The sequence below is a fragment of the Sphingomonas sp. Root720 genome (assembly GCF_001428605.1).
Lineage (GTDB): Bacteria > Pseudomonadota > Alphaproteobacteria > Sphingomonadales > Sphingomonadaceae > Rhizorhabdus.
The window spans coordinates 459,994-477,559 of sequence record NZ_LMID01000011.1; the positions used below are offsets into that span (position 1 = coordinate 459,994).

The window sequence follows — 17,566 nt, forward strand, 5'->3', positions numbered from 1 at the left end:
CGACGATATCGAAGGCGGTGGTGAAGCCGCCTCGACGATTGCGATGTCTCAGGCTCGAAGATCAGGATGGATTGGGATGGAGACCCGGGTCCTGCACCGCCGGACCCGTGCCCGATCGCGCGATCGCCTCCATCGTCAGCGCCCGCACCGTCGGCCAGGTCGCCCGGTCGTCCTGCAGCGACAGCCATGCCGCACTGAGCGCCGGAAACCCCAACGTGCCGCTCAACCCGCCCATGCGATGGCCGATCGGCCGCGCATCCGCCCCCGCGTCGATCGCGGCGACGGCCTCGGCCAGATTGGCGTGCAGCCGCGCGATCATCATGGCGGCCCCCTCCTCCCCCAGCAAGGAGGCGAGTTGTTCTCCTCCGGCCAGCATCTCGCCGGAGTCTTCCGCATCGCCGAGCCAGCGGCGCACCGTTGCGATCAGCGTCCGCCCCTCGAACGGCTTGGCGATCCAGCCGTCGAAGCCGTGATCGAAGAAATACCGCTCCCCCTCGGCCGGATGGATGTTGGTGAAGGCGAGGACCGGGCGGCGACCGGCGCCGCCGTCGGCGGCACGGATGGCGGCGGCGACCTGCCGGCCGTCGTCGTCGCCCAGCTGGATGTCCATCAGGATCAGGTCGTAGCGCCCCGTGGAAATCTTGCGCAGCGCCTCCGCACGGTCCGCGGCGTAGTCGACGACGACGGGCAGGCCCTGCAAGAGGGCCGCCACCATCGCGTGATAGGCCGGCTCGTCATCGACCAGGAGAATCCCGTAGTTTGCCAGCATTCTCGCCAAGCCCAAAACCTTATGATAATCAACCACGATCCTGCGTTCCATCGGCCTTCTGGGCAAGCCGGAGGAAATACAGGGCGCCGGGATGCTCCCGGCCGACAGACTGCCGGGGACGACGTGTGAGCATCGGGAGGATATTGATCGCGGATGATCATCCGCTGATCCGGGAGGGCATCCAGCTTTCCATCAGGGCCCGGCATCCGGGCCATGTGGTCGACGTCGCGGGATCGATTGCCGAAGCCGAGGCACTGATCCAGCGCAACGGCACCTACAAGCTGCTGCTGCTCGACTATGAGCTGCCGGACGCCAACGGTTTCGGAGGCTTCTTCCGCCTCCAGCACATGCTCGGCCGCACGCCGATCGCGATCATTTCGGCCCATGACAGCGGACAGATGGTGGCCACCGCCCAGGCGGTGGGCGCCGCCGGCTTCCTGTCGAAGCGCCAGCCGCTCGAGACCACCGTCGCCGGTATCGAGATCATCCTCAGCGGCGGCAGGATCTTTCCGCCCTCCGCTGGGCCGGACGATATGATCGATATGTTGCGCAAGCGGCTCGACAGCCTGTCGGGCGCCCAGCGGCGCGTTCTCCTCGCGCTGGCGAGCGGCGATCTCAACAAGCAGATCGCCGCCGACCTCGGCGTTTCGGAGGCGACGATCAAGGCACATCTGTCGGCGATCTTTCGCAAGCTTGGCGTCACCAATCGCACCCAGGCGATACTGATGATGCGTCCGCTGCTACAGCCTTCATGACGATAGCCCGGGTTCACCAGCACAGGCCGCGGCCGAGCTGGTTCCAGATAGCCTTGATCGCCGCCGTCGGACCGGTGTTGCTGGCCGTCATGGCGATCTGGTTCGGCGCCGAAAGCCGACGCAGCGAGGGGGCTCGCCATGCCCTGCAGGAAAGCTTCGCCTACCAGCGCGAGATCGAGCACCTCTTCTCGCTGGTCAAGGATGCCGAAACCGGGCAGCGCGGCTATCTGGTCAGCGGAGACCGCTCCTTCCTCGAGCCCTATGACCATGCCAACGCCCGGATAGCCGGACAGATCAGGCGGCTCGAAGCGCTGCGTCCCGCATATGCCGACGACCGCGAATTCGAACGGCTGAAGCGCCTCATAGCGGCGAAATTCGCCGAGATGCGCATGGTCGTCGAGATGCGCGACCGGGCCGGAGCCGATGCCGCGGCAGAGGGCGTGAAGCAAGGCGACGGCAAGCGACAGATGGATGCGATCCGGCGGATCGTTGGCCGGATGGAGCACCAGGCCGTTCGCGAGATGACCGCGTTCCAGCACAGCCGGGCACGGCGCATCGCGCGCAACCAGACGATCATATGGGGTGCGATCGCCTTCACCGCCGCCGCCGCCTGCCTGTTCGGCTTTCTGATCGGCCGGGGCCGCCGACTCAACAACCGGCTGGCCTTCGAGCGTACCGAAGCGGCGGCGCGCCAGCGTGCCATCTTCGACAGTGCGACCGATGCGATCCTGCTGATCAACCCGAGCGGCAGCATCGAGACGATCAACCCGGCCGCCGAACGCATGTTCGGCTATACCGCAGAGCAGCTGATCAGGCGCGACATCTCGACCCTGGTCGACATCGCGCCGGGCGACGGCGTGTTCCTCGAGCGCGTTGGCGTCCGCGACGGGCAGTTGCAGAGGACCGAACTGATCGATCTCAACGGCCGGGACGCCCATGGCGAGCCGGTTCCCGTCGACATCGTGCTGGGCACGCTCCCGCTGCCCGACGGCATCCATATCGTCGCGGCTCTGCGCGATGCCACCGGCCGCAAGGAGATCGACCGGCTCAAGGACGATTTCATCTCGACCGTCAGCCATGAACTGCGCACCCCGCTGACCTCGGTGGTCGGCTCGCTGAGCCTGTTGCGCAGCGGCGCTGCCGGGACGTTGCCCCCCGAGGCGCAACGTCTCGCCGAGATCGCGGAGACCAACAGCCAGCGCCTGATCCGCCTGATCAACGACATTCTCGACATCGATCAGATCCGCAAGGGCCGGATGGCCTTCGAATATGCCGTGATCGACCTTCGCGACGTAATGACCAAGGCGGTCCATGCGATGCAGGGCCTGGCGGACCGCCGGTCGATCACGATCGACACGCGGACGCCCCCCGCGCCCGTCATGGCCTGCGCCGACGCCGACCGCCTCGTCCAGGTTGCCGGCAACCTGCTCTCCAACGCGGTCAAATTCTCGCCCGAAGGTTCCACGGTGACGTTCGAGCTGATCGAGGGGCGCGAGGACCACGTCGTCCAGATCACCGACAGCGGCCCCGGGATCCCGCCGGAGTTCGCCGAGAACATCTTCCACCGCTTCGCCCGGGGCCGCCAGCCGTCCCGGCAGATCATCGCCGGCACCGGCCTCGGCCTCGCCATCTCGCGCGAGATCGTTCGCAGCCACGGCGGCGAGATATCGTTCGAGAACAGGAGCGAAGGCGGCGCGCGCTTCGCGTTCAGCGTGCCGCGCGACACCACCCAGGCTTCCGAACCGGTCACCATCGGCTCGGCGAGGTTGCTGATCTGTGAGGACGACGCCGACGCCGGACGCACGATCCAGTCGATCCTGACCGCGCACGGCTATGCCAGCGACCTCGTGTCGACGGTGCGGGAGGCGATCGCCCATGCCCGGTCCCAGCGCTATGCCGCAATCCTTCTCGACATGACGCTGGCCGATGCCGACGGAACCGACGTGATCCGGGCGATCGTCGGCGACCCCAGCACCGGCAAACCGCCGATCATCGTCGTCTCGGGCATCGCGCCGCCGGCCGGTACCGACCACCAGCCCTTCGCCAGTTGGCTGCAGAAACCGTTCGATCCGCGGCGGCTGATCCAGCTCGTCCAGCGTGCGATCCGGCGCCAGGGTCAGAGCAAGGCGGTGATTCTCCACATCGACGACGACAGCGACACGCGCGAGCTGTTCGCGGCTGCATTGGCCGGCCGCGGCCTGCTGCTCAACGCGAGCAGCCTGCTGTCGGCCCGGTCGATCCTCAGCGAACGCCGCCCCGACGCGATCGTGCTCGACCTCGGCCTGCCCGACGGGTCCGGGCTGGCCTTGCTGTCGGAGGTAAAATCCTGGGATAAACCCTTGCCGGTGATCGTTTATTCCGCCCAGGAGATGGATGAGGAAACCCGGCAGCTCGCCGACGCGGTGCTGGTCAAATCGCGTCGCGCGCTGCCTAAGCTAGCGTCGACGGTGCTCGACATCGTCGATCGCCATGGTGGACCACGATGACCGAAAAGATCAGGATTCTCTATATCGACGACGAGCCGGACATCCGGCTGATCGTGGAGCTCGCCCTGCGCATCCGGCCCGGGATCGAGGTCCGCACCGCCGATTCCGGCGAAACGGGCCTCGCCGCGCTGCAATCCGGGGATTGGCGACCCGATCTGGCCATGATCGACGTGATGATGCCGGGGCTGACCGGTCCCGACGTGCTCGCCGCGATGCTGGACGATCCGGATCTGGCGAGCATACCGGTGGTGTTCGTCACCGCGCGCGCCCGGCCGCAGGACGTCCGCGGCTATCTCGATCAAGGCGCCAAGGGGGTGATCACCAAGCCGTTCGATCCCATGACCCTGGCCGAACAGGTATTGGCCATCATCGCGTAGACGGACCGGCCGCCGCCACGGGAAGTGATCAAAATCACTGGCCTTCGCCGTCCGCGTGCCACAAGTTGCGTATCGAGGAGAGTCTATGCGCGGCGTCCTGATACGGTTGGCTCCGGTCCTCCTGTTGCTTGCCTCCGTCGCCTCGTCGCAGGGCGGCGGACCGAGCGTGCTGTCGGCGAGCCCAGGCAACGACACCGGCGGCGTCCGCAGTTTCCAGATTCGTTTCTCGACACCGATGGTTCCGCTCGGCGAACCCCGCGCCCGCGGCCCCTTCGACGTCGATTGTCCGGTTGCCGGCAGCGGTCGCTGGTCCGACCAGCAGAGCTACAGCTATGCGTTCGCGGCTCCGCTGCCCGGCGGATCGCGCTGCACGCTGACCCTGCGCCCCGGGCTGAAGGCCCTGGACGGCACGCCGCTCGTCGGCCAGCATAACAGCTATGTCCTCGACAACGGCGCGCCCGATGCCCGCGCGGTCCTGCCCGCGCGCTACGGCGGATCGATCCAGCAGGACCAGACCTTCCTGATCTCGACCAACGTTCCGGCCGATCGCGCCTCGATCGCCCGCGAGGCCTATTGCGCGGTCGACGGCATCGGCGAGAAGATGCCGGTCGACGTGCTTCCCACCGACGTGCCGCGCAAGCTGGTCGAAGGACTGTCGAACGACTACCGGCTCTCCAATTTCCTCGAGGAGGCCGGCCTGACGATCGAGCGCGCCCGCGCTCCGGGCGGGCTGCGCAATCTCGTCGCGCTACGCTGCCGCCGGCCGTTGCCGCCAGGCCGCGACATGGCGCTGATCTGGCCGAACACGATCAGCGGCGGCGGTCGCACCGCGCTGGAGACGCGCCGGTTCGACTATCGCGTGATCGACGAATTCACCGCGCGCTTCGAATGCACCCGCACCAATCCGCGCGCGGGCTGCAACCCGGTCGAGCCCGCCTATGTCCGCTTCACCGCACCGGTGCCGCGCGGCACCGCGGCGGCGATTCGCATTCGTCTGCCCGACGGCACCAGCATCGCACCGGCCGGCTTCGACGAGGGCGAAGGCGCTACCCCCGCCCAGACCGTCCAGACCGCGAAGTTCGAGTTGGCGGCCGATCGTCCGGCCACCGCGGCCACCGTGCTGATGCCGGCGAGCGTCGCCGACGAGGCCGGCCGGCCGCTCGCCAATGCGCGCCGCTTCCCGCTGCCGGTCCGCTTCGACGCGGCGCCACCCCTGGCGAAGTTCGCCGCGACTTTCGGCATATTGGAGGCGAGCGAGGGCGGCGTACTCCCGCTCACCGTTCGCAACGTCGAGCCGAAACTGCTGGCAAAGGCGCTGCCGATCGATGGCAAGACACTGCGGCTGGGCACGTCCGACGGCGAGGTCGCGACGTGGCTGCGCAAGCTCGACGATGCCGAGGACAGCAATTTCACCAATGAAAAGCGCGGCAAGGAAACCGTCGCGGTCAACCATACCCGCGACACGCCGCTGCTCGCCCGCCAGCCGGGCCTGAAGCCGACCAGCATCCCGCTGCCCGGCAAGGGCAAGGCGTTCGAGGTGATCGGCATCCCGCTCGGCAAGCCCGGTTTCTACGTCGTTGAGGTCGCCAGTCCGACGCTCGGGCGCGCACTGCTCGGCCGCGACGCCGTCCGCTACGTCGCGACCGGGGCGCTCGTCACCGACATGGCGGTTCATTTCAAATGGGGAAGCGCCAGTTCGCTCGCGTGGGTGACCCGCCTCGACAGCGCCGAACCGGTTGCGGGGGCCGCGATCCAGGTCAGCGACGGCTGCACCGGCAAACCGCTCGCGCGCGGCACCACCGACGCCTCGGGCCGCCTGCTGATCCGCGACACGCTGCCCCGGCCGCAGACCTATGGCTGGTGCGACGGCGATACCCATCCGCTGATGGTGTCGGCCCGCAAGGACGGCGATTTCAGCTTCGCCCTGACAAGCTGGAGCAAGGGCCTCAGCCCCTACGACTTCGACATGCCCTTCCAATATGAGGAACGGCCGCTGATCTTCCACACCATCTTCGATCGTACGCTGATGCGCGCGGGCGAGACGGTGCACATGAAGCATGTCCTGCGCCGCCCGATCGCGACCGGATTCGCCCCACTGGCGGCGAAAGCGACGCTGATCCTGCGCCATCGCGGCTCGGACACCAGATATGAGATCCCGGTCGCGACGGGGCGCGACGGCATCGCGCTCAGCGAATGGAGCGCGCCCAAGGGCACGCCGCAGGGCGACTATGACCTGTCGCTGACGATCGGCAAGGACGAGGTCAGTTCCGGCCAATCGGTGCGGGTCGACGAATATCGCCTGCCGACGATGCGCGCGACCGTCACCGGGCCGAAGCAGGCGCTGGTGCGTCCGAAGACCGTGCCGGTGAACCTCTATGTCGGCTATCTGTCGGGCGGCGGCGCGGCGAACCTGCCGGTCGCGGTCCGCACCAGTTTCGACCGGGCGACGCCGAGCCCCAAAGGCTGGGACGGCTGGAGCTTCGGCGGCACCTCCCTCGAGGAGGGCGTCACCCCGCTCGGCGACGACAATCGCGACGTCGCGGCGCCGCTGCCGGGTGTCCAGCTGCTCGCCCTGTCGCTCGACAAGCAGGGCGCCGGACGCACCAGCATCGCCATCCCCGAGGCGGCGCGCGACGGCGCCGCCCTGACGGTCGAGATGGATTATCCCGACGCGAATGGCGAAACGCTGACCGCGACCCAGCGGATGGTGCTCAACCCGGCCGCGCTGCAGCTCGGCATCCGCACCGACGGCTGGCTGATGAAGAAGGACGATCTGCGCTTCAAGCTGGTCGCGCTCGATCTCGACGGCAGGCCCATCCAGGGGCGCAGCGTCTCGGTCAAGCTCTACAGCCGCGAGATCATGTCGTCGCGGCGGCGGCTCGTCGGCGGCTTCTACGCCTATGAGAACAATGCGATGGTGACCCGGCTCAAACCGGGCTGCACCGTCTTCACCGACGCGCGCGGCCTCGCCGCGTGCAAGCTCGACCCCGGCGTGTCGGGCGAGGTCTATGCGGTCGCGACGGTCCACGACGGTTCGGGCAACGAGGCCCGCGCGGTCACGTCGGTGTGGCTGGCCGGCGGCGACTGGTGGTTCGGCGGCGACAATGGCGACCGCATGGACGTCATCCCCGAGAAGCGCGAGTATCGCGCGACCGACACCGCCCGCTTCCAGGTACGGATGCCGTTCCGCTCGGCGACCGCGCTCGTCACCGTCGAGCGCGAAGGCGTGCTGTCGAGCTTCGTCACGCAGCTGTCGGGCAAGGACCCGGTCGTCGAAGTGCCGCTGCTGGGCAGCTACGCTCCCGACGTCTATGTCTCGGTCCTCGCGGTGCGGGGGCGCGTGGCGGGCTGGCGGCTCTGGCTCGCCGATTTCGCGCGCAAATGGCACCTCCCCTTCTTCCAGGACCTGGCAGCCCGGCCGACCGCGCTGGTAGATCTCGCCAAACCGAGCTTCCGGCTGGGGGTCGCGAAGATCAACGTCGGCTGGGACCGGCACCGCCTCGCCGTCGACGTGCAGGCCGACCGCGCCCGATATCATGTCCGCGATCGGGCTCAGGTCGCCGTGAAGGTTACCGGTCCCGACGGCAGGCCGCCGCGGTCCGCCGAGATCGCCTTCGTCGCGGTCGACGAGGCGCTGCTGACGCTCGCCCCCAACGACAGCTGGAAGCTGCTCGACGCGATGATGGGCGAACGGCCGCTGGGCGTGCTGACCTCGACCGCGCAGATGCAGGTCGTCGGCAAGCGTCATTATGGCCGCAAGGCGGTCGCCGCCGGCGGCGGCGGCGGCGGCGACCTGACCCAGGTCAACCGCGAGGATTTCCGCCCCGTGCTGCTGTGGAAAGGCCGCGTGCCGCTCGATGCCGCCGGGATGGCGCGGGTCGCGGTGCCGTTGTCCGACGCCCTCTCCTCCTTCCGGCTCGTCGCCGTCGCCAACGCCGGGGCGGACGGCTTCGGCACCGGCAGCACGACGGTCCGCACCCAGCAGGACCTCAGCATCTATTCGGGCGTCCCGCCGCTGGTGCGGTCGGGCGATCGCTACGGCGCCAGCTTCACCCTGCGCAACGGTTCGGAGCGTCCGATGACGGTGACCGCGCGGGTCGCCGCTAATCCTTCGATCGTGAAGGGGCCGCCGCTGACCGTCTCGCTGCCGGCCGGCGGTGCCAAGTCCGTCACTTGGTGGCTGACCGCGCCGACCGGCCTCGACAAACTCGGCTGGACGGTGACGGCACGCTCGGCCGACGGCCGCTCCAGCGACCGGCTGACCGTCGGGCAGACGATCGTTCCCGCCGTTCCCGTCGACGTGTGGGCGGCAACCCTGCTTCGGGTCGGGCCGCAATCGCTCGTGCCGCTGACCCCGCCGATCGGCGCGCTGCCGGGGCGCGGCGGCGTCGAGGTGCGGCTGACCGACAGCATCGCACCGCCGCTCGATGGGGTTCGCTCCTATATGCGCGGCTATCCGTTCGACTGTTTCGAGCAGCGTCTGTCCAAGGCGGTCGTCGCCGGCGACATGGCGGCATGGAACGCGCTCGCCGCCGACATGCCTGCCTATCTCGATCGCGACGGGCTACTCCGCTACTTCCCCGAGGAGCGGATGGAAGGATCGGTCGCACTGACCGCCTATGTCCTGTCGATCACCGCCGAGGCGGGGCTGCCGATCCCCGAGGCCCAGCGCAGTCACATGGTCGCGGCGATGCGGTCGGTGGTCGAGGGGCAGCTGGGCCGCGACGTGCCCTGGTCCTACGACCCGCGCGCCGAGAAGCTCGCCGCGCTCGCCGCGCTCGCCCGCAACGGCGGATCGGACCCCAGCCTGTTCGGCCAGATTGGCATGGCGGCGCGCGACATGCAGACGTCGTCGCTGCTCGACTGGTTCGGCGCGCTGCTGCGTACGCCGGGCGCCGATCCGCGCGCCGTCACCGAAGCCGAGAGCGCGCTGCGGTCGCGGATCGCCTATGAAGGGTCGCGCCTCGATTTCGTCGACAGCGCCACCGCACCGTGGTGGATGATGAGTTCGGGCGACGAGATCGCGAACCGCGCCATCGCGATCCTTGCCGGCCGCCCGGGCTGGCAGGACGAGCTGCCGCGCCTTGTCGTCGGCGCGGCGCTCCGCCAGCAGCGCGGCCATTGGGATACCACCACCGCCAACGCCTGGGGGGCGGTCGCGGCGCGGCGCTTCGCCAGCCTCTATCCGCCGGGTGCGATCAGCGGCACGACCGAGGTCGACCTGCTCGGCCTGTCGCGGATGGCGCGCTGGCCCTCGGCCGAACCGGCGCTGCTACGCTTCCCGCTGCCGAAGGAGCCCGCGCCGATCCGGCTGTCGCATCCGGGCGACGCGGGGCCCTGGGCGCAGATCCGGATTTCCGCGGCGGTGCCGATGAAGCAGCCCTTCTTCGGCGGCTACCGGGTCGACCGCCAGGTCGAGGTCATCCAGCGCCGCGATCCGAAGAAGCTGAGCAAGGGCGACGTGCTGCGCATCCGGCTGACGGTCGACGCCGGGGCCGAACGCAACTGGGTGGTGGTCAGCGACCCGATCCCGGCGGGCGCCACCATCGTCGGCGATCTCGGAGGCCAGTCGGCGACGCTCGCGGCGCAGGCCTCCGGCGGCGACGGCGTCAGCCCCGCTTATGTCGAGCGCGGCCAGGATGCGTGGCGCGGCTATTACCAGTGGGTGCCGCGCGGTCGCTTCACCGTCGAATATGCGGTGCGGCTGAACGCGCCGGGCCGCTTCCAGATGCCGCCGACCCGCGTCCAGGCAATGTACTCGCCCGAGATCCGCGCCGCGCTGCCCAACCGAACGGTGGCGGTCTTCCCCCAGTGAAACCGCCGGGACGCGCGACGATGCGGCGGGCGGCGCTGGCCGCGCTCCTTGCGCTGCTGCTCCTGCTGTTCGTCGTCACCCTGCCCCCGGCGATGCCCGATCCGGCGATGGTGAGGGCGGCGTGGCGGCCGACCGAAAGCTGGCTCTACGACCGTGACGGCCGGCTGCTCGAAAGCGTGCGGCTCGATTTCACCCGGCGGCGACTCGCCTGGGTGCCGCTCGAGCGGATCGCCCCGGCCCTGCCCCGCGCGGTGATCGCGGCGGAGGACCGCCGCTTCACCGCGCATGGCGGGGTCGACTGGCTGGCGCTGGCCGGAGCGATCCGCGACGGCCTGTCGGGCAAACGCCCGCGCGGCGCCTCGACGATCAGCATGCAGCTCGCCGCCTTCCTCTCCCCCGACCTCGCCCGGCCCGGCGCCCGCTCGCTGCGCCAGAAGGCCCGGCAGATCCGCGCCGCCCTGGCGCTCGACGGGCGCTGGTCGAAGGACGAGATCCTCGAGGCCTATCTCAACCTCGCCGGCTTCCGGGGCGAGGCCCAGGGGGTGATGGCGGCCAGCCGGCAACTGTTCGGCAAGGCGCCCGACCGGCTTTCGAGCGACGAGGCGCTGCTGCTGACCGCGTTGCTCCCCGACCCGCAGGCACCGCCGGAGCGCGTCGCCCGCCGCGCCTGCGTGATGCAGCCGGTCGACTGCCCGGCACTGACCGCGATCGCCGCCCGGTCGCTCGGCAACGGCCGCCGCGCGGGGATCGATCCCGGCCTCGCGCCGCACCTCGCCCGGCGGCTGATCGACAAGCCCGGGATGCGGGTGGCGACGACGCTCGACAGCACGGTCCAGCGGATCGCGATCGCCGCCCTGTCCCGCCAGCTGATCGGCCTGGGCGACCAGCGCGCCCGCGACGGCGCAGTGATCGTCCTCGACAATGCCACCGGCGACACGCTGGCCTATGTCGGCGGCGTCGGCGGCGCCTCGACCGCGGCGGCGGTCGACGGGGCCGGGGCGCCGCGCCAGGCGGGGTCGACGCTCAAGCCCTTCCTCTACGCCGCCGCGATCGAGCGCGGTTATCTGACCGCCGGGTCGATCCTCGACGACAGTCCGGTGCAGCTCGACACCGCGTCGGGTCTCTACGTCCCCCAGAATTACGACCGCAGCTTCCGGGGACCGGTATCGGCGCGGTCGGCGCTGGCGGCGTCGCTCAACGTGCCGGCGGTGCGGACGCTGCTGCTGGTCGGCGTCGACGCCTTCCGCGACCGGCTCTGGGACCTCGGCTATCGCGGGCTGACCGAGGACGGCGCCTATTACGGCTTCTCGCTGGCGCTGGGTTCGGCCGAGGTGACGCTCGCCGAACAGGCCAACGCCTATCGCGCGCTCGCCAATGCCGGGCGCTGGTCGCCCGCGCGGCTGCGCCCCGACGATCGCCGCGAAGCGGGCCGCCCGGTGATCGCGTCCGCCGCCGCCTGGATCACCGCCGATATCCTGTCCGATCCCGGCGCGCGGGCGGGCACCTTCGGGCTCGACAGCGCGCTACGCCTGCCCTTCTGGGCGGCGGTCAAGACCGGCACGTCCAAGGCGATGCGCGACAATTGGTGCGTCGGCTTTTCGAGCCGCTACACGGTCGCGGTCTGGATCGGCAATCTGGAGGGGGATTCGATGCGCGCGGTGTCGGGCACCAGCGGCGCGGCGCCGGTCTGGCGCGAGGTGATGCTCGGCCTCCACCGGCGGGCGACGCCGCCCCGCCCGGCCCGCCCGACCGCCGTCGAGCAGCGCGCCATCCGCTTCGCCGACGGCATCGAGCCGCCGCGCACCGAAGTCTTCCTGCGCGGCACCGGCCAGCCGCTGTTCGGCCCCGCCCCGACCGAGGCGCGCCGCGCGCGGATCGCCAGTCCGGTCTCGGGCAGCATCTACGCGCTCGACCCCGACATCCCCGGCGACCGCCAGCGCATCCGGATCCTCGTCACCGGATCGGTCGCGGACCACCGCCTGATCCTCGATCGGCGCGACATCGGCCCCGCCGAAGCCCAGCCGCTCGTCCTGCCCGGCCCGGGCGCGCACCGGCTGGACCTGCGCCGGCCGGACGGCGGCATCGCCGACCGGATATTGTTCACGATCCGCTGAGCGATCAGCGTCCCGACAATGCCTCCAGCGCCTCGAGGATCGTCGCGCGGGCATCGGCGTCGCGGGTGATCTCCAGCATCGCGCTCAGGCTGCCGCGCGCCTCGTCGCTCCGGCCCTCGCTCAATTGCAACCTGGCGAGATCCCACCAGCCCTGCGGGTGGGACGGCGCGACCTCGACGATGCGTTCGTAGACGACGATCGCCCGGCCGATGTCGCCCCCCTGCTCGGCGCGCGTCGCCTGGTTGAGCAGCAGGCGGACCAGCACCAGCCGATTGGGCAGCGGCGCGACATGGCTGGGGTCGATCGGGACCGACGGACCCAGCGACTGGCGCACCAGATTCTCCAGCGCCTCCTCCGCGATCGGCAGCCCGTCGTGGAAGGGATCGATCAGGATCGGCGAAGCGAGCGGACCAACCCGCACCAGCACGTGCGACGGCGTGTTGAGCGCCTCGGCGATCCAGCCCAGCCGGCGGGCGAGCGCGACATAGAGGATTGACAGGCTGACCGGCAGCCCGCGGCGGCGGTCGAGCACGCGGATCATGTCGGCGTTGAGCGGGGCGTCGTAGCTCGCGGCGTCGCCCGCGAAGCCATGCCGGCCCGCGAGCAGCCCCGCCAGCGCGTCGGCCTGCTCCTCGCCGGTCTCGGCATCGCCGCCATCGTCGCGCAGCTCGGCCTCCCATGCGTCCAGCCGGTCGAAATAGGGCTGGAGGTCGACCCCCGGATGGTCGAGCGCGCTCAGCTCGAGCGCGGCGATGTCGAGTTCGATCTCCTCGTCTTCGAGCAGGCCGATATGGGCGATGGATGCAATCATGCTTCCGTCTTATCGACCGGGATCGCGGTGCGATAGACGACGGGACGCAAGGCGAAGCTCGACACCACCTGCGACACGCCGGCGATCCGGGTCAGCTTCTGCCGCAGGAAATCCTCGAAGGCGGCCAGCGACGCCACCAGCACGCGCAGCTGATAGTCGCTCTCGCCCGTCATCAGATAGCATTCCATCACCTCGGGAAATCCGGCGACCGCCTGTTCGAAGGCGGCCAGATGCCGGTCGTCCTGCCCGTCGAGACGGACGCGGACGAAGGCGGTGACCGGAAGGCCGAGCGCCGCCGGATCGACCAGCCCGGCATAGTCGCGGATCACCCCCGCCTCCTCGAGCTGACGAACCCGGCGCAGGCAGGGGCTGGGGGACAGCCCGACCCGCGCGGCGAGATCATGGTTGGTGATCCTGCCATTGGCCTGCAGCTCGGCCAATATGCGGCGATCTATCGCATCCAGAGTTAGCAATGAAATAATCTGCTCCTTCCTACCCACCTGGCGACAGCTTATGCCAAAATATCCCCCATCGGCCAGCAAATTCGCAAGGATCGCCGCGCATCGATCGGCTATCAGAATGGGGAGCCGGGCAAGCCGGCGCCTGCCGGAGACGCCGCCCATGCACCACGACGCGAAGCCCCACGACCCCGCCACGATCGCATCGATCGAAGCGCTCGAGGTGCGGCTGCGCTGGCTGTCGTCCTGGACGATCCACAGCGCCAATCATCTGCGCGAGAGCCGCGACGGGCTGAAGGTCGGCGGGCACCAGGCGAGCTGCGCGTCGATCACCGCGATCATGTCGGCGCTGTATTTCCATGCGCTGCGGCCCAACGACAAGGTGGCGGTGAAGCCGCATGCCGGGCCGGTGCTGCACGCGATCCACTATCTGCTCGGCAATCAGAGCCTCGACCAGCTGCAGCGCTTCCGCGGCCTGGGCGGAGCGCAGAGCTATCCGAGCCGCACCAAGGACAAGATCCCGGTCGACTTCTCGACCGGATCGGTCGGCCTCGGTGTCGCGATCACCGCCTTTGCCAGCCTGGTGCAGGACTATCTGGTCGCGCACGGCAACCTCGCCGAAGCCGACACCGGCCGGATGATCGCGCTGATGGGCGACGCCGAGCTCGACGAGGGCAATATCTACGAAGCGCTGATCGAGGGCTACAAGCACGACATCCGCAACTGCTGGTGGATCGTCGACTATAATCGCCAGTCGCTCGACGCGACCACCGCCGACCGGATGTTCAACCGCTTCGACGACATCTTCCGCACCTGCGGCTGGCGGGTGCTGACGCTGAAGCACGGCAAGCGGCAGCGCGAGGCGTTCCGCAAGCCGGGCGGCAAGGCGATCGCCGACTGGATCGACGCCTGCCCCAACGCCGATTACGCCGCGCTGACCTATCAGGGCGGGGCCGCCTGGCGCGCCCGGCTGACCGCCGACCTTGCCGGCGACGCCAAGGCGCTGAAGCTGATCGCCTCGTTCGACGACGAGGGGCTGGCCGCGCTGATGACCAATCTCGGCGGCCACTGCATCGAGACGCTGCTCGACGCCTTCGCGCAGGCCGACGACGACAAGCCGACGATGTTCATCGCCTATACGGTCAAGGGCTATGGCCTGCCCCTGGCCGGGCACAAGGACAATCATGCCGGGCTGATGAACCCGACCCAGGTCGACGGCCTGCGCCGGAGCCTCGGCATCGCCGAGGGCGAGGAATGGGCGCCCTATGGGGGGCTCGGCGCCAACAGCCGGGCAGTGCTGGAGCGGTTCGTGGCCACCTCGCCGCTCGCCGGTGGCCGCACGGCGCGGACGGCCGAGCCGGTGCCGGTGCCCGCCACCCTGCCGGTGCCCGAGGGCGCCGAGCAGTCGACCCAGGCCGCCTTCGGGCGCATCCTGCTCGATCTCGCCAAGTCGGGGGACGAGCAGGCCCGGGCCCTGGCCGACCGGATCGTGACCACCTCGCCCGACGTGACCGTCTCGACCAACCTCGGCGCCTTCGTGAACCAGCGCGGCCTGTTCCGGCGGCAGGAGCTGAAGGACGTTTTCCAGGCGGCCAGGATCCCGTCGGCGCAGAAATGGTCGGCGCACGGCGCGGGCCAGCATATCGAGCTGGGAATCGCCGAACATAATCTATTCCTGATGCTCGCCGCGCTCGGCCTGTCGGCCCCGACCTTCGGCACGCGGCTGATGCCGATCGGGACGGTCTATGACCCGTTCATCGCGCGCGGGCTCGATGCGCTCAACTATGGCTGCTACCAGGACGCCCGCTTCCTGCTGGTGGCGACCCCGTCGGGCGTGACGCTGGGGCCCGAGGGCGGCGCGCACCAGTCGATCAATTCGCCGCTGATCGGCATCGGCCAGCCCGGCCTGACCTATTTCGAGCCCGCCTTCGTCGACGAGCTGGCGCTGATCATGCGCTGGTCGTTCGAGCATATGCAGGCCGACGACGGCGGCTCGGTCTATCTCCGGCTGACCACCCGCGCAATCGAACAGATCGAGCGCGCCGACGATGGCTGGCAACAGGACGCGCTGAAGGGCGGTTATTGGTTGATGCGCCCCGCCCCCGGCGCTCAGGCGGCGATCGCCTTCACTGGCGCGATCGCGCCCGAAGCGATCGCCGCCTGGCACGACCTGCAGGAGGATCTCCCCGGGCTCGGCCTGCTCGCCGTCACCTCGCCCGACCTGCTCCATCGCGGCTGGACGGCGGCGCAGGCCGCACGCTGGCAGGGCGGCGGCACCGGCACCACCAGCCGCTCGCATGTCGAGACGCTGCTCGGCGAACTCGCGCCCGGCGCGGGCCTCGTCACGGTCATCGACGGCAGCCCGTCGGCGCTGTCCTGGCTGGGCGGCGTACGCGGCCAGAGGGTCAGCGGCCTCGGCGTCGACCGTTTCGGCCAGACCGGCGACCTGCCCGACCTCCACCGCACCTACCGCCTCGACCGCGACGCCATCGCCGACGCGGCGGCCGAGCTGTTCCTGGACCGCTGATCGGCCCGTTCCGGCCGACATCCGGTACCAAATCCCGGGTGCATGGGGTTGTGTGTCCGTTTTTTTTGTTTTTTCGGAAATCGCGGTCTGCTCCAGCCGCCGATGCGGGGGAGCACGCGGCCGCCCCGCAGGGATTGGCGAGGATCGCGATCGCACCGCCGTGGCGGGTAGCGCTTTCGATATCGGTCATGAGAAGGAGCCCGGCGGCGGCCGCACAGGCGGATGCGCCGACAGGAGCAAGCCGGTTCCTACATTTCAAGGCCGATCGATGCTGTCGCTGTCCAAGCGCGCTCCGTGCGCTCAATCAAGCGCGCACGAGGCCCGTCATCGGTTTCGGAGCGGCATCGGCGAACAGCGCGCGCGCAACGCGTTGCGGGTCGATCCCGAAGGTCTCACCGGCCGCGCCCGCGATCAGCGCGTCGAGCTGCGCAGTCGGCTTCAGGTCGCGTCCGTCGAGCAAGCTCGCCTGCGCCAGCCCCGGCCAGTCGGCGACCACGCGCCCGCCTTTGACCGCGCCGCCGACGAGCATCGCCGCCGCGCCGGTGCCGTGATCGGTGCCGCCGGTTCCGTTCGCCGCCGCGGTGCGCCCGAACTCGGTCGCGACCAGAACGACCGTGTCGTTCCAGACCGGACCGAGGCCATCGCGCAAGCTCGAGATCATCGTGTCGAGCGCCTTGAGCTGTGCGGCCAGACGGCCGGTCTGCCCGCTATGCGTGTCCCAGCCGCCGGTTTCCATCATCGCGATGCGGGGGCCGTCGGACTTGGCGAGGAAGCCCGCCGCCAGCTTGCCGAGGCTCGCCGGATCCTGCCTTGGCCCATTCTCGCCCGCAATCCCGCGGGTGGCCATCGCCGAGCGCCAGAGCGGATCGAGTTGCGCATCCCCGGCATAGAGATCGCCCACCCGCGCCAGAAGATCGTCGGTCGCCTGGGGAAGCGCGGAGGGTGCGTAGCTGGTGACCTCGGCGGGGCCGCGCAGCGCCATCGGCACCGTGGGCGCGAAGGCGATCGCGTCCTCCGCCTTCGCCGGCAGCAAGCCCGCCAGCCTGTTGAGCCAGCCGTCCTTGACCCGATAGGGCGCGGTGCCGCCGGTCTCGAGCACGTTCTGCGCATCGAAATGCGATCGCTCGCGATAGGGTGAGGCGACAGCGTGGACGAACAAGGCCTGCCCGGCACCGTGCATCTTGCCGATTTCGACCAGCGACGGATGGAGCGCGAACAGTTCGTCGAGCTTGATCGCGCTCACCGGATCGATTGCGAGGCCACCGCGCAGCTGCGCATAGGCCGGGTCGGCATAGGGGATGACGGTGTCGAGGCCATCGGCGGCGCCGCGCTGGATAACGAACAGGAAGCGGCGGCCGGTCTCGGGCGCGGCGAACGCGAATTGCGGCGCGACGAGCAATGCGCCCGCACCGATAGCGGAAAAACGCAGGAACCGGCGACGCGGGATCATGGCG

General features: G+C 69.8%; 10 protein-coding genes. 6 read left to right on the forward strand and 4 right to left on the reverse strand.

What is annotated here, in order from left to right:
- Positions 1-61: 61 nt before the first annotated feature.
- On the reverse strand, positions 62-769 hold the full coding sequence (locus ASE22_RS12965; RefSeq protein WP_056359912.1) for a response regulator: 708 nt from the start codon (positions 767-769) through the stop codon (positions 62-64).
- A 143-nt stretch (positions 770-912) separates the two neighbouring features.
- On the opposite strand from ASE22_RS12965, the gene ASE22_RS12970 reads away from it, so the two are divergent.
- The 5 genes from ASE22_RS12970 (at position 913) to pbpC (ending at position 12,316) form a co-directional block, all read left to right on the forward strand.
- Positions 913-1,524 (forward strand): response regulator transcription factor, encoded by a 612-nt coding sequence (locus tag ASE22_RS12970; protein WP_235536428.1) that lies wholly within the window; start codon positions 913-915, stop codon positions 1,522-1,524.
- A gap of 89 nt (positions 1,525-1,613) precedes the next feature.
- Positions 1,614-4,010 carry a CHASE3 domain-containing protein gene (locus tag ASE22_RS12975; protein WP_235538155.1) on the forward strand — a complete coding sequence of 799 codons (2,397 nt, stop codon included), beginning with the start codon at positions 1,614-1,616 and terminating at the stop codon, positions 4,008-4,010.
- Positions 4,007-4,387: a response regulator gene (locus ASE22_RS12980; protein ID WP_056359922.1), complete on the forward strand. Its 381-nt coding sequence runs from the start codon at positions 4,007-4,009 to the stop codon at positions 4,385-4,387. Before ASE22_RS12975 ends, ASE22_RS12980 begins: the two co-directional genes overlap by 4 nt.
- Positions 4,388-4,472: 85 nt before the next feature.
- A complete protein-coding gene (locus ASE22_RS12985; RefSeq protein WP_056359926.1) occupies positions 4,473-10,202 on the forward strand; it encodes an alpha-2-macroglobulin family protein in 5,730 nt (1,909 codons plus the stop codon).
- A gap of 20 nt (positions 10,203-10,222) precedes the next feature.
- Entirely contained in the window at positions 10,223-12,316 is a 2,094-nt protein-coding gene (gene pbpC, locus ASE22_RS12990; RefSeq protein WP_056359929.1) for a penicillin-binding protein 1C, read from the forward strand.
- A 4-nt stretch (positions 12,317-12,320) separates the two neighbouring features.
- Here the strand turns inward: pbpC and ASE22_RS12995 are convergent, their stop codons facing one another.
- On the reverse strand, positions 12,321-13,127 hold the full coding sequence (locus ASE22_RS12995; RefSeq protein WP_056359932.1) for a SirB1 family protein: 807 nt from the start codon (positions 13,125-13,127) through the stop codon (positions 12,321-12,323).
- Complete coding sequence (locus ASE22_RS13000) at positions 13,124-13,627, reverse strand: Lrp/AsnC family transcriptional regulator (RefSeq protein ID WP_321163657.1); 504 nt, start codon at positions 13,625-13,627, stop codon at positions 13,124-13,126. The genes ASE22_RS12995 and ASE22_RS13000 overlap by 4 nt, the downstream gene beginning before the upstream one ends.
- A 121-nt stretch (positions 13,628-13,748) precedes the next feature.
- On the opposite strand from ASE22_RS13000, the gene ASE22_RS13005 reads away from it, so the two are divergent.
- A complete protein-coding gene (locus tag ASE22_RS13005; RefSeq protein WP_056361193.1) occupies positions 13,749-16,112 on the forward strand; it encodes a transketolase in 2,364 nt (787 codons plus the stop codon).
- A 304-nt stretch (positions 16,113-16,416) separates the two neighbouring features.
- On the opposite strand, the gene ASE22_RS13010 is transcribed toward ASE22_RS13005, so the two are convergent.
- On the reverse strand, positions 16,417-17,562 hold the full coding sequence (locus tag ASE22_RS13010) for a DUF1501 domain-containing protein (RefSeq protein WP_056359938.1): 1,146 nt from the start codon (positions 17,560-17,562) through the stop codon (positions 16,417-16,419).
- Between the last annotated feature and the right edge of the window lie 4 nt (positions 17,563-17,566).